17 protein-coding genes, 1 pseudogene and 1 CRISPR repeat array are annotated in these 15,503 nt (G+C 60.1%); of the genes and pseudogenes, 12 read left to right on the forward strand and 6 right to left on the reverse strand.

Annotated elements, in window-relative coordinates:
* The first annotated feature begins 3 nt into the window (after positions 1–3).
* The 4 genes from EIK79_RS08055 to EIK79_RS08070 all read left to right on the forward strand — a co-directional run bounded on the left by EIK79_RS08055 (position 4) and on the right by EIK79_RS08070 (position 3,332).
* On the forward strand, positions 4–555 hold the full coding sequence (locus EIK79_RS08055) for a poly(R)-hydroxyalkanoic acid synthase subunit PhaE (protein WP_124954610.1): 552 nt from the start codon (positions 4–6) through the stop codon (positions 553–555).
* A 4-nt stretch (positions 556–559) separates the two neighbouring features.
* On the forward strand, positions 560–1,981 hold the full coding sequence (gene phaC / locus EIK79_RS08060; RefSeq protein WP_303645418.1) for a class III poly(R)-hydroxyalkanoic acid synthase subunit PhaC: 1,422 nt from the start codon (positions 560–562) through the stop codon (positions 1,979–1,981).
* Positions 1,982–2,091: 110 nt separating this feature from the next.
* A complete protein-coding gene (locus EIK79_RS08065; protein ID WP_124954611.1) occupies positions 2,092–2,832 on the forward strand; it encodes a beta-ketoacyl-ACP reductase in 741 nt (246 codons plus the stop codon).
* A gap of 44 nt (positions 2,833–2,876) precedes the next feature.
* Positions 2,877–3,332 carry a TIGR00725 family protein gene (locus EIK79_RS08070; RefSeq protein WP_124954612.1) on the forward strand — a complete coding sequence of 152 codons (456 nt, stop codon included), beginning with the start codon at positions 2,877–2,879 and terminating at the stop codon, positions 3,330–3,332.
* A 19-nt stretch (positions 3,333–3,351) separates the two neighbouring features.
* Here EIK79_RS08070 and EIK79_RS08075 read toward each other — a convergent pair whose 3' ends face one another.
* Together EIK79_RS08075 and EIK79_RS08080 are read right to left on the reverse strand one after the other, a co-directional pair.
* Positions 3,352–3,567 carry a hypothetical protein gene (locus EIK79_RS08075; protein WP_124954613.1) on the reverse strand — a complete coding sequence of 72 codons (216 nt, stop codon included), beginning with the start codon at positions 3,565–3,567 and terminating at the stop codon, positions 3,352–3,354.
* A 69-nt stretch (positions 3,568–3,636) separates the two neighbouring features.
* Positions 3,637–3,888 (reverse strand): hypothetical protein, encoded by a 252-nt coding sequence (locus tag EIK79_RS08080; protein ID WP_124954614.1) that lies wholly within the window; start codon positions 3,886–3,888, stop codon positions 3,637–3,639.
* A 102-nt stretch (positions 3,889–3,990) separates the two neighbouring features.
* Between EIK79_RS08080 and EIK79_RS08085 the strand changes: the two genes are divergently transcribed.
* A complete protein-coding gene (locus EIK79_RS08085) occupies positions 3,991–4,749 on the forward strand; it encodes an acetoacetate decarboxylase family protein (protein WP_124954615.1) in 759 nt (252 codons plus the stop codon).
* Between the two features lie 6 nt (positions 4,750–4,755).
* On the opposite strand, the gene EIK79_RS08090 is transcribed toward EIK79_RS08085, so the two are convergent.
* Genes EIK79_RS08090 through truD form a run of 3 tightly spaced genes read right to left on the reverse strand, consistent with a single transcriptional unit; the run spans position 4,756 to position 6,989 of the window.
* The gene (locus EIK79_RS08090; protein WP_124954616.1) at positions 4,756–4,959 is read right to left on the reverse strand and encodes a hypothetical protein; all 204 of its coding nucleotides are present in this window, start codon (positions 4,957–4,959) and stop codon (positions 4,756–4,758) included.
* Positions 4,960–5,013: 54 nt separating this feature from the next.
* Positions 5,014–5,640 (reverse strand): molybdenum cofactor guanylyltransferase, encoded by a 627-nt coding sequence (gene mobA, locus EIK79_RS08095; protein ID WP_124954617.1) that lies wholly within the window; start codon positions 5,638–5,640, stop codon positions 5,014–5,016.
* On the reverse strand, positions 5,637–6,989 hold the full coding sequence (gene truD, locus EIK79_RS08100; protein ID WP_124954618.1) for a tRNA pseudouridine(13) synthase TruD: 1,353 nt from the start codon (positions 6,987–6,989) through the stop codon (positions 5,637–5,639). Before truD ends, mobA begins: the two co-directional genes overlap by 4 nt.
* Before the next feature lie 308 nt (positions 6,990–7,297).
* Between truD and EIK79_RS08105 the strand changes: the two genes are divergently transcribed.
* Positions 7,298–8,344 carry a DUF7282 domain-containing protein gene (locus EIK79_RS08105; protein WP_124954619.1) on the forward strand — a complete coding sequence of 349 codons (1,047 nt, stop codon included), beginning with the start codon at positions 7,298–7,300 and terminating at the stop codon, positions 8,342–8,344.
* 15 nt (positions 8,345–8,359) lie between these two features.
* Here EIK79_RS08105 and pth2 read toward each other — a convergent pair whose 3' ends face one another.
* On the reverse strand, positions 8,360–8,698 hold the full coding sequence (gene pth2 / locus EIK79_RS08110) for a peptidyl-tRNA hydrolase Pth2 (protein ID WP_124954620.1): 339 nt from the start codon (positions 8,696–8,698) through the stop codon (positions 8,360–8,362).
* A gap of 107 nt (positions 8,699–8,805) precedes the next feature.
* Between pth2 and dcd the strand changes: the two genes are divergently transcribed.
* The 6 genes and pseudogenes from dcd to EIK79_RS08140 all read left to right on the forward strand — a co-directional run bounded on the left by dcd (position 8,806) and on the right by EIK79_RS08140 (position 14,620).
* Positions 8,806–9,393, forward strand: coding sequence for a dCTP deaminase (gene dcd / locus EIK79_RS08115; RefSeq protein ID WP_124954621.1), 588 nt, complete (start codon positions 8,806–8,808; stop codon positions 9,391–9,393).
* Position 9,394: 1 nt separating this feature from the next.
* Positions 9,395–10,310: pseudogene (locus EIK79_RS08120) on the forward strand (thiamine-phosphate synthase family protein).
* Positions 10,307–10,996: a class I SAM-dependent methyltransferase gene (locus EIK79_RS08125; RefSeq protein ID WP_185715562.1), complete on the forward strand. Its 690-nt coding sequence runs from the start codon at positions 10,307–10,309 to the stop codon at positions 10,994–10,996. The pseudogene EIK79_RS08120 and the gene EIK79_RS08125 overlap by 4 nt, the downstream one beginning before the upstream one ends.
* A 177-nt stretch (positions 10,997–11,173) precedes the next feature.
* Positions 11,174–12,310 (forward strand): citrate synthase, encoded by a 1,137-nt coding sequence (gene citZ / locus EIK79_RS08130; protein ID WP_124954622.1) that lies wholly within the window; start codon positions 11,174–11,176, stop codon positions 12,308–12,310.
* Between the two features lie 356 nt (positions 12,311–12,666).
* Positions 12,667–13,878, forward strand: coding sequence for a threonine ammonia-lyase (ilvA, locus tag EIK79_RS08135; protein ID WP_124954623.1), 1,212 nt, complete (start codon positions 12,667–12,669; stop codon positions 13,876–13,878).
* A gap of 67 nt (positions 13,879–13,945) precedes the next feature.
* Positions 13,946–14,620 (forward strand): type I 3-dehydroquinate dehydratase, encoded by a 675-nt coding sequence (locus EIK79_RS08140; RefSeq protein WP_124954624.1) that lies wholly within the window; start codon positions 13,946–13,948, stop codon positions 14,618–14,620.
* A 452-nt stretch (positions 14,621–15,072) separates the two neighbouring features.
* Positions 15,073–15,400: direct repeats of the CRISPR family, unit length 37 nt; unit sequence GTTGCAGTAGGGCAGAAACCCACTACGGGATTGAAAC.
* The last annotated feature ends 103 nt before the right edge of the window (positions 15,401–15,503 follow it).

The raw sequence follows: 15,503 nt of genomic DNA on the forward strand, positions 1-15,503 counted from the left end.
GCAATGGCTACGAGCGACGCAGGTGATGACGTACTGGAGCATTGGAATCAGCTGATCGATCGGCTGAACGGAACGATGGCCCAATCCGTCGAGCAGAACATAGAGGCACAGGCGAAATTCGTCGAATCGTGGGCTGACGCGATGGAGCAGTCGATCCCCGAAGAGGAGATGCTGTCGGAAGGGTTCGAGGCGTACAGCCACGCCTACGAGGCGTGGATGGACGCCGCTGATGAGATGTTCGACCGAACCGCCGACGCCGCCGAAGGTGAAGAGGTACCGCCGAGTGAGTTCCGTGACATCTGGCTACGGACCGCGAACGAGGCGTTCAAGGAAGTGATGAGCACCTCTGCGTTCGCGGCTGGAACGGGAAACGTGGTCGAAACGATGATGGAACTCCAACAGCAGACCGAGGAGATCAGTCAGGAAACGCTGGCCCAGCTCGGTCTCGTAACACGCGGAGAAGTCGATGAAGTAGCAACCCGGCTAGTTGAACTCGAACGACGCCAGCACAGCGTTGAGCAGAAACTCGACCGGATTCTCGAACAACTCGAATAAAACGATGGCACCGAACACGAACACGGAAATCAGTTCGTCGCCGATGGATCCGTTTACGCTCGCACTCAGCGCACAGCGTGAACTTCTCACGGCGACGACGGAGCCGCTTTCGAAGTTTTCGGTTGCCCCTGAGCGCGCCGACCAGATGGCGTCCGTCGACGTGGGCCAGACGCCGAGTGAGGTGGTGTACACCGAAAACAAACTTGAGCTGCTCCATTACGAACCACGGACTGAAACGCAAAGCGACGTTCCGATCCTCGTCGTGTACGCGCTCATCAACAAACCATTCATCCTCGATCTACAGCCCGATCGGAGCGTCATTCGACGCCTGCTGGAGGCGGGCCACGACGTGTACCTCATCGACTGGAACGAGCCGTCCCGGTTGGATTCGGTGCTCACGCTCGACGATTACGTCAATCGATACATCGCAAACTGCGTCGATGAGGTTTGTGAACGCTCCGGACAGGAGTCGATCAACTTACTCGGATACTGCATGGGTGGCACGATGGCCACGATGTACACCGCGATCAATCCTGATTCAGTCAACGCGCTCGGGTTGATGGCGGCCGGGCTCTGTTTCGACAACACCGGTGGCGTTCTCGAACAGTGGGGTGATGAGGAGTATTACGATCCGAGCGATGTCACCGAGGCGTACGGAAACGTGCCGGCGGAAATGCTCGATGTCGGATTCGCGCTGATGGATCCCGTTTCGAACTTTGTTAGTAAGTATCTCCGACTGTACGACAACATCGAAAACGAGGACTTCGTAGAGAACTTCGCCCGAATGGAACGGTGGCTGTCCGAAGGGATCGACGTTCCGGGCACGACGTACGTTCAGTTTCTGGAGGATATCTACCAGGACAACAAGCTGTACGAAAACGAACTCGTTATCGGGGACGAAGCGGTCGATCTCGCAGAAATCGATATGCCGGTGCTGCAGATCATCGGAAAGTACGACCACCTCGTGCCCGCGTCGGCGTCAACACCGTTCAACGACGTGGTTGCCAGCGAGGACGTCTCCGTCATCGAGTCACCCACCGGCCACATCGGACTATCCGTTTCGGGGAGCGCTCACGAGGCAGTCTGGCCCGACGTGAGCCAGTGGTTCCACGACAGATCCGATCCTGAACCGACGGACGAAACGGAGGAGACGACGACCGAGACACCAGACCGGGACGACGCCGCTATTTCGATCGATGTCGAAGCGGCGGGCGAACACGACGAGGAGACCGATGCCGAGGAGACAGCAGACGAATCGAACGAGCTCCAATCGATCGAGGGGATCGGTGGAACCTACGCGTCACGCCTTCAGGACGCCGGGATCGAAACGATTGCCGATCTCAAAGCCACGGACGTAGAAACCGCCGCCGAGGCTGCACAGGTCAGTGCCTCGCGTATCGAGCGCTGGCTCGATACGATCGACTGAAGGACCCGCCCGTGATGGATCCCTCATCCTCAATAAATATTCCGTGCACCACTATATCATATATAGAATAAGTAGATTGAATTTTACATTTTCGGACTGATAGCCCGGATATGTACACGGACAAGACGTGTGTCGTTACCGGTGCATCGAGGGGAATCGGGCGTGGAATCGCTGAGGAGTTGGGACGCAACGGGGCGAATGTCGTCGTGAATTACCGGACATCGGAGCGGGCCGCTCACGAAGTTGTCGACACGATTGAGGACGCAGGAGCGAACGCAATCGCGTGTCGTGCGAACGTCGGGAAGTACGACGCAGTGGCGTCGATGTGTGATCAGATCCACGACGCGTTCGGAGCTGTCGACGTGTTAGTGAACAACGCCGGGATCACGATCGATCGGACGTTCGAGAACATGACGCCGGCAGAATGGAAGTCTGTGGTAGCGGTGAACCTCACCGGCGTGTTCAACTGCACCCACTGTCTGTTCGAGGATCTCCGTCGGGCAGACAACGGCCGGCTGATCAACATCTCATCAGTGGTTGGACAACAGGGCAACCACGGACAGGCCAACTACGCCACGACCAAAAGCGGGCTGTTCGGATTCACACGGACGCTCGCTTTAGAGATGGCGCAATCCGGCTCAACGGCCAACTGTGTCGCTCCAGGATTCGTCAAAACGGATATGCTCAAAACAGTGCCTGATCGCGTCAAAACACACCTCCAAGAACGGATTCCGCTCGACCGCTTTGCGGAGGTCGAGGATGTCACTGGCATCGTTCGCTTTCTCGCAGGCCCCGAATCGAGCTACATGACCGGGCAGGTTATTGGCGTCAACGGCGGGATGGAGTGGTGATTCGGGGAAAACGACCATGAGAGTGCCAGCAATACGAAGCACCGATGAGAGTCGCTGTAATCGGTGGCGGACGCGTGAAAGATGAGACTGAAGCGTACGCGACTGCCAGAACGGTCGGTCGGCTGCTCGCAGAACGCGGGCACACGGTAGTGTGTGGCGGACGGGGCGGCGTAATGGAAGCAGCTTGTCGGGGCAGTGCAGAGCGTGGCGGGGACAGCATCGCGCTGCTTCCAGGAACTGATCGAACCCAAGCCAACGAATACGCTGAAACGGTGATCGTCACTGGACTTGGTAACGCGCGCAACGTCCTCGTGGTGGTGAACAGCGACGCGGTGATCGCCGTTGCTGGGAACACGGGAACGCTCTCGGAGATCGGCCACGCGTTGGATATGGGTCGGCCGGTCGCCGGCATTGACACGCACGACTGTTCGTCGTTCACAGGATTCGAGGCGATCGAGACGCCGGTAGAGGCTGTCAAATCCGTCGAGCGCCGGGCGTGAACGGCGTTGTGCTGGTCGTTCAGCGGGGACTGTACCGCTGAAACCGGTGGACTGCGTTTCGGTACAGCAAGACACCGGTGACGACGCCACCGACCACGAGAACAACGCCAGCGCTGATCCGGAACTGACCGAGATTGATCGCTTGGAGTTCGGTGCCAAGTCGAGCGAACCAGTTGACAGCTGCCGCGGAGATTCCGGCGTCCGAGAAGGAACGACGGCGCGTAGCCCACGACACCGGCGACACCGGTACGCGCAGCGGCGGGAGCGACGACGAGCGCCGCCAACACCCCGCCGGGAAGAACAGTCAGCGCCGCGTGGACGGCGACCGCGTCTCCTCAGCGGGGTCGTCGGCCGTCGGTTCGAGAAACACGTCTTCGAGAGTCTGTGATCTCTCGGCTCCAGCCGTGAGCACCGCCTGGATGTAAGCGACCTTCTGGCGCGTCCTGTTCGAGTACTCCGCGATTCGCGCGCCAGCATCCGCTGTGAGATCGAGATCAGTGAGGACAACGGTGTCACCGCAGCGTTTGGTGAGGGCAGTGGTGTCGATCGCAGCCATATCAAGCGGTCCGACGTTCTACCTGACGATTAAAATAGTTGATTGATGTCGGTCATATCTGTCGACGGAACAGCTATCCGACTACGATCCGAGCAGTGACGTATGGAACCACCGGACACGGATGAGGTAAGCGGCAGTGAACGGGTGACACTGTCAACGGGACAGACCGTAACCCTCCCGTTGTCTACGAGGGCAACGATGACGGGCGTTGTGATCTCGGCCGCACTCGACGGCGTCCGGAAACTGTTGCCGTCTGGGTTGTCGCCGGTCCGTCTCGGTCCAAGGAGGGCAGCAGTGACGTTTCTCGCCGTCGAGTACCACAGCGTCGACGGCGGAACGGTTGAGCCGTACAACGAGTTCGGCGTGCTCGTTCCGGCGTTCCGGGACGCCTCGAACAGTGGATTCCGTGGGCGGCTTCCGGGGGGCGTCGGCGGGTACGTCTGGTACTTGCCGGTGACGACCGAGCCGGCGCGTGCGTTGGGCGTGGAGATCTGGGGGTATCCGAAGGTCACTGGCGAGATCGACATTACGGACAGTGGCTCACGCCGCCAGACCACCGTCAGCGTCGACGGGAAGCACCTCCTCACAGTCGAGATCGGTCGCCCGTCCTCACTGCCGGTCGAGCCGTCGGTTCGAACCGAAAGCTACACTGTGCAGGACGGGACCGTACTCAAAGAACCACTGTCGTTCGAAGGCCAGTTCGGGGTGTGGCCGCTCAGCACGCAACTGTCCTACACGCTCGGCTCACACCCACGGGCGGACGCGCTCCGGGAACTGTCACTCGGGAATCGAGCACTCGTCCGGTGTCACGGCACGGGAACGTTCGAGATCCACCCCGGAACACCAATCGATAGACGGTGAGAATCCTCACGCAGTCAATGACGCCGTTGTTTCTGTGATGTATGCGAGAACACCGGACACACAGCCAACCACGACAGCGACGCCGACCATCACGAACGATGTGATCCGTTCGGTCGCCAGCAGGTTGTACCCCTGTGCGAGAACGAGAAACGCGAGCGCAGCGATGACGCCCCAGAGGAACGCCCTGTATCGGGGATCCGTGCGTCTCATAGAGAGTACTGTCCTGTCCAGAGCATAAACCGTATCGCTCCAGGTCGGCCCGGATCACTCAAACCGTTCGGAGACGGCCTGAAGCGCTGTGGGCGTGTTGACATTTTCGAACGTGGTGGTCGAGCCGTGCGTTCGAAGCTCAGCCGGAGGAACGATCACGGCGTTCAGGGCAGCCACCGCCGCACGGATCGATCGCTGGCCGTCGGCCAGTGCAGCCTCACACGCGGCCACCATCTCGGACGATCGGTAGACGGCATGGAGAGGCTGTAGCCGCCCGTCTTCGGCTTTCGGAATCACCGCACAGTGGCCCTGTCCTCGATTGAACAGGTGGGCGACGACATCGCTGTCGACGAGTGGCATATCACACGCGGTGACGAACGTGTATGCGTCGTCTTCGATGGTGCGCAAGCCCGCCTTGATCCCGGCTACCGGACCGGTGTCAGGCGTTCTTTCACAGACGAATCGGACCGGACGGTCGTATCCAGCCAACACCGACCGGATCGCTGACACTTGCTCAGTCCGACAGTTGACGATGAGACGGTCGATCACCGGAGCGATCCCGTCTGCAACCCGGCGGATCATCGGAACGCCTGCCAGATTGGCCACCGCCTTATCGCGGTCTCCAAACCGGCGCGACCGTCCGCCCGCAACGATGAGACCGGTGCGTTCATCCTGTGTCATTCCATTTCGCTCGGCGGGACCTTCATGTACTCCCGCAGAAGCACCGTCGCGTACGCTCCGTTCGGGAGGGAAAACGAGAACGCAAGCGCCTGCTCATCCGTCTGTTCCGCTTCGATCGAAAGATCCGTCCGAAGGAGAATCGGCCGTCGCGTCCCGGTAGAATCGAACGCACCGGGCAACTCGAACGCACTGGGTGTAAGATCCACCGCATCGAGTGCATCGCGCTCGATTTCCCCTTGTTCACCGTCACTCAGTTCCGTGTCGCTGCCGATGAGCGGTGCGGTGACGAACGCCCGACCACGGTCACAGTGTCGAGCGATCGTCTCGGTCCGGGACGCAGTCACACGTTGACACTGGGCCGGATCAGGGCGTCCTGCGTCGTCGAGGAAACAGACCACATCCCCCGCGACGGGCCGATCGAACGGCAAGCCACGTTCGAAGCGCTGTGAGAGCATCCGGTTGAACAAGTACGACTGGGCCGCGTGAACGAACAACGTTTGGAGGTTCGTTGGAACGGCTGTCAGCGCCGCTCGGAAGCGATCCGGGCCGGTCACGTCAGTTTCGATGAGTCGGTGCGCGATCGCCCGCTCGTGACGGAGGTGGGTCGGAAACCGCTCAATCGCGCCTTCCCAGTCGTGGGTCCGTTCGACGTACTCGCGCGCGGCTTGCGTCTCAGTCGGTTCGTCCTCAGAGGGGTTCCCCAAATACGTCATCACGGCTTGTTCCCAGTCGCCACGAACGATAGCAAGCCCGACTTCGTGAGTAACCGGGCGTATCGTCCCGAATCGCTGTGGTCCGAAGAAGTTCGGCACGCCCACCGTCGTCTCGCTTCCGGCGTCCGTTTCCTCACCACCGAACTGCTGGAGGGCTGTCGTGATCGCGGCGGCCCGGTCGGTGGCATCCGGGTGCACGCCCCGGACGACGATCTCGAAGTCGTTGCCTCGGTGGTCGCCGTACAACACCGGTCGGCCTGTACGACCGACAATCTCGAGCTCCGCACCGGACACCGATGGCAGTGTGTTCTGCTCGAAATCGCGTATCGAAAACAGCTGTGTGGTGATCGCGCGCTTGTCTTTCGTTCCCGACCACGTGACTCGCTCGCGGCTAATGCCCAGCCGACTGGCGAGTTCGTTTACGAACCCGTTCGTGTCCCGGTTTCTGAGCGTTGCACGGAAAACGAGAGCGGGGTACGAACCGGTATCGGCGTCCACCGACTGGGGATCGATCGCCTCGCGCTCCCGAACCTGGAAATCAGACACTCGGTCACGGAGGCGGCCCCCAATCCCATCCGTGCTGCTCACGTACGTCTCGATCCCGGTCAACCGTTCGGCTGGCTGTGACCGATACATCACGGTCCCACCCGATGTCCGTTCATGGTTCTACCAGAGCCACCACCGGTATCAGTGTTCCACTCGTGACGCTCGATGCGATCGAATACATAACATTATTGGTTGTAGCTGGATTTTTTTACAGTGGCTGCCCATCTATACCAGTAATGGTCGTTCCGGTAGATGTTCGTGATTAGTTCCGCAACCGAACGTGTAGAAATCAGTTATCGGGTGAATAATAACGCTTCAGTACAAGTACGAACCAGATCCCGAAGCTGGTGACGACTGATCGCCGCATCCTTCCGGGACATCCTTTAGACTACCTGGAAATGAGATACAATCTAACCGAAACCCACATCGCAGGTATCGCGGCTGCCGTGCTCGCAATCGTCATCATCGTGGTTGCTGTCGGTCTCATGAGCGTTGCTCAACCGTCGGATGGAGGGAATAGCACACTCTCTCCGGCAGTTGGGAGCGTGACGGAGACAGCGTCACCCGAGACACACACACCGGGATTCACACCGGCACCGACGACAACGTCAGTACAAACGTCAACGTCGACAGCCGAGCCGTCATCCACAGAGCCACCGCCGACGAACAACCAAGGGGTGGATCCGAACAAGGTCTCGGTCACACCCATGTGTACCGACGCCAACAGCGGGGAAGCGTGGTATGAAGTTAGTAACAAGAACTCAGAAACCGCAACCGTCTCCTTCAGCTCGACTGCTGGTGGAGTGAGCGATTCCATCACCGTGCAAGGCGGTGGGGGATCGGCTGAAATCTCCATTCCGGCGACAAACGGCAACGCGCTCGTTATCGAGTTGCCGGGCACCAACAACGGGCAACATGACGGAACTCGCTATCAGCCGGCGTCGAAGGCGTGCAGCGGTGGTATCGACGGCGGAACTGGCACTGGCACTGACGACGGAACCAACAACGGCTCCAACGGCGGGACTGACAACAGCACTGACGGCGGAACCGATAACAGCACCGACGATGGCACCGACGGTAGTACTGGTCCCACTCCGACGGTCTCCCTCTCAGATCAGACTTCCTCGGATGACCAGACGGTCACTGTCGATCAAGCGTCATTGCCGAACGGCGGTTTCGTGGTTCTCTCCACGGAAGACAACCCCCGTGTGGCGACATCGCAGAATCTCGGCGCAGGGACTAAACAAGACATCCAGATCGGTCTCCCGCAGAAGATAGACGAAGAGAAAACGTTCACGGCAGCGATATACAACGACACCAACGGGAACAGCCAGCTAGATGAAAACGATATGCCCTACACGAACAAAGGAAGCGTCGTCTCCGATACGGCCACCGTAACCCCCAGTTCCGATGAGGGTGGCGGTGGACTGTTCGGACTCAATTAGCCCCCGTGGAATCCGTCAGTATAACGAAAGATCGCCGGTCACGGCGTCGACGGCTGTTTCACTGGCGGGACCGACGGCGAGCGTTGTAACCGTGTTGGGATCGAGTTGTGTGTGGCCGGCGTCTCGGACGATGGCGTGTGGAAGTCCGTTGTGCTTGGCTTCATCAGCGAGGGCGAACAGCGTCCGTTTTCCGTCGGCTTTGAGAACAACCTTCTTCTGGCCGTCGCCTTTCCACGCGGTCTGGTCCTTTCTGGGCGTCTCTTCGTAGGCCGACAGCGACGCGTGGGCAACCTGTGCGGCGAGTTTTCCCCGGCTCATGCCGAGATCCGTTCGGGCGACGATCGCTTGTTTCATACCGTGTGCTGGATCGGCGGGCTGAAAGCCCTACCGACCTCCGGATGCATGACAGAACACCGATTCGAGTCCGTTCGCTTTTATCCAGCGGGAGCCGCTGTAGATGTATGATACTCTCCGATGTGGACATCCTCGACCGAATCGAATCCGGGGATCTCGTTGTCGAGCCGCTCGATGATCTGGACCTTCAGATCCAGCCGGCCAGCGTCGATCTCCGGCTCGGTCGTGAGTTTCTGGAGTTTCAACGAACGAATATCTCGTGCATCCACCCCAACAGCGAGCGAGAAGTCGAAGAGTACGTCGAGGAGACCACTGTCGAGGACAACGGTGAATTCATCCTTCATCCCGGGGATTTCGTGCTCGGAACGACCCACGAACGGGTCGAAATCCCGCCGGATCTCATCGCCCACGTCGAAGGACGGTCCTCACTCGGACGGCTCGCGGTCGTGGTGCACGCTACTGCCGGCCTCTGCGATCCGGGGTTCCGCGGGAAGATCACGCTCGAACTCTCGAATCTCGGAACCGCGCCGGTCGCGCTCACGCCCGGCATGCGGATCTCTCAGCTGACGTTCACCGAGTTGACAACCCGAGCAGAACGGCCCTACGGCACCGACCGCGGGTCGAAATATCAGGATCAGGGCGGACCACAGGCCTCCCGAATCCAAGGCGATCGGGAGTTCGGGGGTGACCAATGAGATGCGCTTCATTGAGGAAATCGTCGTCGAGGAGTTTTTGCCGACGTTCCGGTCGATGCTCGCTGAGGAGCTTCGAGATCGTGGACTCACCCAAAACGAGGTCGCTGCGCTGTTGGGGATCAGCCAGTCGGCGGTCTCGAAATACGCCCACGGAGAGATCGAACGCCATGACGCGGTGTTGACGGACACGCGCGTGCTCGATCTGGTTTCCCGCCTCGGGGAGGGACTCGCTGGGGGGGGAAATGAGCCGCGTTCAGGCGCTCGTGGAAACGGAAGTACTCATACGCCAACTCGAACGCGGCGATCTGCTCGCCACCATGCACGAGGCGTCGATGCCGGAGCTGTCGGCCTACAACGGCGGATTTGACATTCACGACGCTGATAGCACGCTCCGAGCCACCGAGCAGACGCTTTCGTCGGTCCGACAGGGGCTGCGCGTTCTCGAACGCACCAGCGGCTTCGCAACGCTCATTCCGGCCGTCGGTTCGAACCTCGTGGAGTGTCTGCAGGGCGCGACGGGTATCGACGATGTGGCGGCCGTTCCGGGACGGATCCTCGACGTGAAAGGCCGGACAACCGTTCCCACGGAGCCGGAATTCGGCGCAAGCGGTCACGTGGCAACCGTGCTTCTCATGGCACGAGACGCCGGTGTCGACGCCCGTGGGGCGTTGAACATCGCCTACGACCCGGAGATCATTGATCGACTCGAAGCGACGGGCCATCCGACAGCCGCCTTCGATCCGGAAACCGAGCTGTCCATCGCCGTTACCGAAGCGGTAGACGAACAGATCGACGCGCTCTACCAGACTGGAGGGGTGGGCATCGAGCCGGCCATCTATCTGTTGGGAACGGACGCGCCGACCGTCGCAGCGATCGCCCGAGATCTCACCGCTGTCGGATCAAGGACTGAGCCGTGACAACACCGAACAACCGAATCGAATCGTTCTACGGGCGCTGGGTGGGTGTATACGACATCATCGCAGCGACGATCGCGCCCACCGCGTGGCGGGCGCGGGCAGTCGACGCGCTCGAACTCTCACGCGGCGACACGGTCGTGGAGGTGGGCTGTGGAACGGGTGCGAATCTCCCGCTTCTTCGAGAGCGCGTGGGAGCAAGCGGCCGCGTCGTGGGCGTCGATCTGACGCCCGCGATGCTGCAACGAGCACGACGGCGCGTCGACCGCGCCGGTTGGGACAACGTCACGCTGCTCCGAGGAGACGCGACCCGACCACCGATCAGCAAAGTGAACGCAGTGTTGGGCACGTTCGTCGTCGGACTGCTTGCCGATCCGGCTGCGGCAGTCGAAACGTGGTGTGCCCTCGCCACGGATCGCATCGCGCTGCTTGACGGTGCCACAAGTTCCCATCCGATCGGACGACTCTGCAACCCGCTGTTCGGGGCGTTCGTCGCTGCCGGCACCCCCACTGACTCCGCGTGGCAGACGGTCCGGCGGATCGCCGCCTCCGCCGACGCCCGACACCGACTCGATACGGCTGTCCATCGTTCTCGGAACGCCCTCCGCGACAACACCACGAACCACCGGACAGAAACGTTCGCGGTTGGATTTCTTGGGCTGGTGAGCGGCGCGTCCGCGTGCTCGTGAGCGATAGCAACCGATCGATCGGCCGAACCGGAACGTTCCCACGATCAGAAACGGATAGAATCTGTCGTACACGGACCAGTAGGCGGATAAATCGGCCGAATGGACGGTTTTCGGGGGAGGTTCGGGTATCCTGCACGAAAGATAATCCTTTTGAGCATAGCTCTGGAATCGAAGAGTATGTCCGAGGAACTGAAAAAGGGTCTAGAGGGTGTGCTCGTTGCTGAGTCCGAGTTGAGTTACATCGATGGGGAGGCCGGACAACTCGTCTATCGCGGCTATTCGATCGATGATCTGGCTCGTGAGGCTAGCTACGAAGAGGTGTTGTATCTCCTCTGGCATGGACGATTGCCCAACCGCGACGAACTGCAATCGTTTAGTGACGCGATGGCTGCCGAACGGACCATCGACGGGGATGTTCTCGACAACATCGAAGCGCTTGCTAACGCCGACGAGGATCCAATGGCTGCGCTTCGAACGATCGTGTCGTCGTTGTCAGCTTCGGACGCCGACACCGACGCCAATCCGACCGAGCGGGACGCCAATTTCAGAAAAGGACGGCGTATCACCGCCAAGATCCCGACGGCGCTCGCCGCGTTCGTCCGTCTGCGCAACGGAGATGAACCAGTTGCGCCGAGAGAAGATCTCTCTCACGCCGCGAACTTCCTCTACATGCTCAACAACGAGGAACCGGACGACGTGCTCGCCGAAACGTTCGACATGGCGCTCGTGTTGCACACGGACCACGGGCTGAACGCCTCGACGTTCGCCGCAACGGTGACGGCGTCAACGCTGGCGGATCTCCACAGCGCCATCACCAGCGCTGTCGGAACGCTCAGCGGATCGCTCCACGGCGGCGCAAACCAGAACGTGATGGCGATGTTGAAGGAAGTCGACGACAGCGCAAAGGATCCGACAACGTGGGTGGAGGACGCGCTTGCGGAGGGGCGTCGTGTTCCTGGGTTCGGCCACCGGGTCTATGAAGTCAAAGACCCCCGTGCGCGCATCCTGAGCGAAAAATCAGAGGAACTCGGGCGCGCTGCCGGAGACACGAAGTGGTACGAATACAGCGCCGCTATCGAGGAGTACATCCAAAACGAGAAAGGATTGGCACCGAACGTCGATTTCTATTCTGCGTCGACCTACTACCAAATGGGGATCCCAGTCGACACGTACACCCCGATCTTCGCGTTGTCACGCGTGGGTGGTTGGATCGCTCACGTCCTCGAACAGTACGACGACAACCGCCTCATCCGTCCGCGCGCTCGCTACACAGGCGATTCGGAACGTGAGTTCCCCTCGATCGACGACCGATAACGCCCTGTCTGTCTCTCAGTTCTCGTGTTTCGACGTGACTGCCTTTCTGGAGGGTCACACCGGTCAAAGCGGAAAACGAACCCTTGTATTTCCAGTTTCACTTTCAGTCCGGTGGGGAGACGTTTATAACCGGGCAGGTCTATGAACAATTGTCACACGCTCAACACTCCTTGTTTTTGAGCGTTACAGTGGCCACGAACAGCCATCAGTTTCATCAGGAGTCATCGGCAGTTGGCTCGGTCTTTAAACAGCGAGAGAATCCCGCCCTTTAGGGCGGGCGTGAATCAGTGTCTCGTTCCATCTGAGTGGCAAGAAGAGGACGCCAGACGTAACCTTGAGCCAGGGCTATCCCATGTATGCTTTCGTTCGACGATGTTTTTGTTGCTCGTGACCGGATCGAAGGAACAGTTCAACAGACACCACTCGAACGGTCGAACACGTTTTCCCAGCAGACGGGGGCGGACATTCGGCTGAAACTCGAACTATTCCAGCGCACGGGGGCGTTCAAGTTGCGGGGGGCGACAAACCGCATCAAGACGCTGAGCGAATCGGAGCGTGCTGCCGGCGTCGTCACAGCCAGCGCTGGAAACCACGCCCAAGGGGTGGCGTTGGCCGCAAGCAGGGCCGACGTGGATTCGACGATCGTCATGCCCGAACACGCCCCCATCTCGAAAGTTGACGCGACCGAGGGATACGGCGGCACCGTCGTCCTTCACGGACGGGATTACGAGGCGGCCCAACGCCGTGCACACGCAATCGAACGCGAAGAGGACCGCACCTATCTCCACGCGTTCGACGATCCGGCTGTGATGGCCGGACAGGGAACGATCGGGCTGGAGATCATGGACGACTGTCCCGAGGTGGACACCGTCGTTGTGCCGATCGGTGGAGGTGGACTGATCGCGGGTGTCGCTACGGCGATAAAGGGGATCGATCCCGACGTTCGTGTAATCGGAGTGCAAGCGAAGGGGGCCGCAAGCGCCGCAAAATCGTTCGAGAACGACGAAATCGTTGAACTGAACACCGTCGATACGATCGCTGATGGCATCGCTACCCGCCGGATCGGAGAGAAACCGTTCGAAGTCATTCGAGAACGGGTCGATTCGGTTGTGACTGTCTCGGACGCGGAGATTGCTATGGCGATCTCGCTGTTAGTCGAACGCTCGAAAGTCGTTGTTGAGGGAGCCGGTGCGACCGCGCTCGCTGCCGTGCTTGCTGACGCGATCGAATACGAATCCGGCGAGACGATCGTCCCGCTGTTGAGCGGTGGCAACATCGACCCGAATGTGCTCACAACTGTCCTCATGCGAGGATTGGTCCAGAGCGGTCGGTACGTCAAGCTCAAAACTGTGCTGAAAGATCAACCCGGCGCGCTCATGGACCTCACCCGGATCATTGCCGACAATCGTGCGAACGTGTACGGCATTCAGCACGATCGGACGGCACGGGACATCGGGATGGGATCCGCGGAAGTCGTGCTGGATCTCGAAACGCGGGGTCCCGATCACGTCGATCGGCTCATCGATTCGCTCGAAGAGAACGGCTACCCCGTCGAACCCCTCGTGTAGTTCACACTGGAGAAGTGGGGTGCTCTTCAGTCCCGAGGTTTTTGCGTGTCGTCTCTGAGGAAGTCGTATGGACTTCGATTCGTTCGTGCTCGCGGCTGCCACAGACGATCTTTACCGGTCTGTTGGGCGAGAGCACGCCGACGCGGTAGAGTTTCGGCTCGATCTCGCAGACGAGCCGCTGGAACAGCTTTCGGGATACGATGGCGTGTTGCCGATCATTGCGACCAACCGCGTCGAGTGGGAGGGCGGTGCGGCGAGCGACGCGCCAAATCGGCTTGACGTCCTCCGAACAGCCGTGGAACACCCACGAGTCGAGGCGATCGACGTGGAGCTGTCGACCATTGCGGCGGGCGATGGGTTGGCGGTGATCGAGGACGCACGGGAGCGGGACGTGTCGGTGATCGTCTCAATTCACGACTTTGAAGAAACGCCCAGCGGGCCGGAGATGCAGCGCCTGCTCTCTCGGGCCAGCGAGTACGGCGACGTGGGGAAGCTGGCGGTGACTGCTTCGACGCTCGACGACGTGCTCCGGTTGCTTGCTGTCACGCGAGCGCGCACGCAGGCTGGTCAGCGAGTGGCAACGGTGGCGATGGGAGCCGTGGGTCGCCACTCCCGTGCCGTCGCACCGCTGTATGGCTCCCGGATCGGCTACGCGCCGGTCGATCTCGATCACGCGATTGCTCCCGGCCAGTACGACCTCGAAACGCTCGGTTGCCTGATCGAGCAACTCGACGCGGAGTGAGAAACGGACCGAGTGTCTCCAGAGTCAGCGACGATATCGAGTGAGAGCGCTTGAACCGCTGTTGGCGGCTGACAGAGGCGTGTCTGTAGTGTGCCACCGAGTCGGACCTGCGGATCGGCTGGGAACAGGAGGGTGATCGCTCCGGAGGCGACCGCTCCCGGCTCTGCGTCGTGGAGTTGGCAGCGAGACCCCCGATGACTGTGGTTTCGCGCTGCGGCGTGGTGCTGTCTGCGAACGTTTCAAAACGGAGCCGCCCGTACACTGATTCACGGCAATCGATCCGGCCGCATCAGCTGCGATCGATGCTGGAACGGTCATCGAAGGGAACGTTATCGGGCCGGATCTACGTGGACCTTTATACCATCTGTGTACAGGGGGGGTCCATGAAGATCGGTGATGCTCTCACTGAATGAGAAATGTTTATAGGACCTATCCGCGAATATTCACCCCCTGTTGCAGTAGGGCAGAAACCCACTACGGGATTGAAACCAGTGATGACGACTTGCACACACGACGATTGCACGAAGTTGCAGTAGGGCAGAAACCCACTACGGGATTGAAACATTTGATACGGTTTTACGTTGCTGATAATCAAACTGTTGCAGTAGGGCAGAAACCCACTACGGGATTGAAACTTTGGGGCGCTTCCGGAGGGCTTCGGATCGTGGATCGTTGCAGTAGGGCAGAAACCCACTACGGGATTGAAACCATCGTTGCGAGAACTGTGGCCGCGATCTCGCAGGGTTGCAGTAGGGCAGAAACCCACTACGGGATTGGAACCCTCCAGATCGAGGTCGTCCACCACCTTTTTTCCGCTCGGGTGCGCTTCGCGCACCACTCACCACGCGAGACGGTCGCTCACTTCGTTCGCGCTGCGACTCGC

Source organism: Halocatena pleomorpha, assembly GCF_003862495.1.
Taxonomy (GTDB): Archaea; Halobacteriota; Halobacteria; order Halobacteriales; family Haloarculaceae; genus Halocatena; species Halocatena pleomorpha.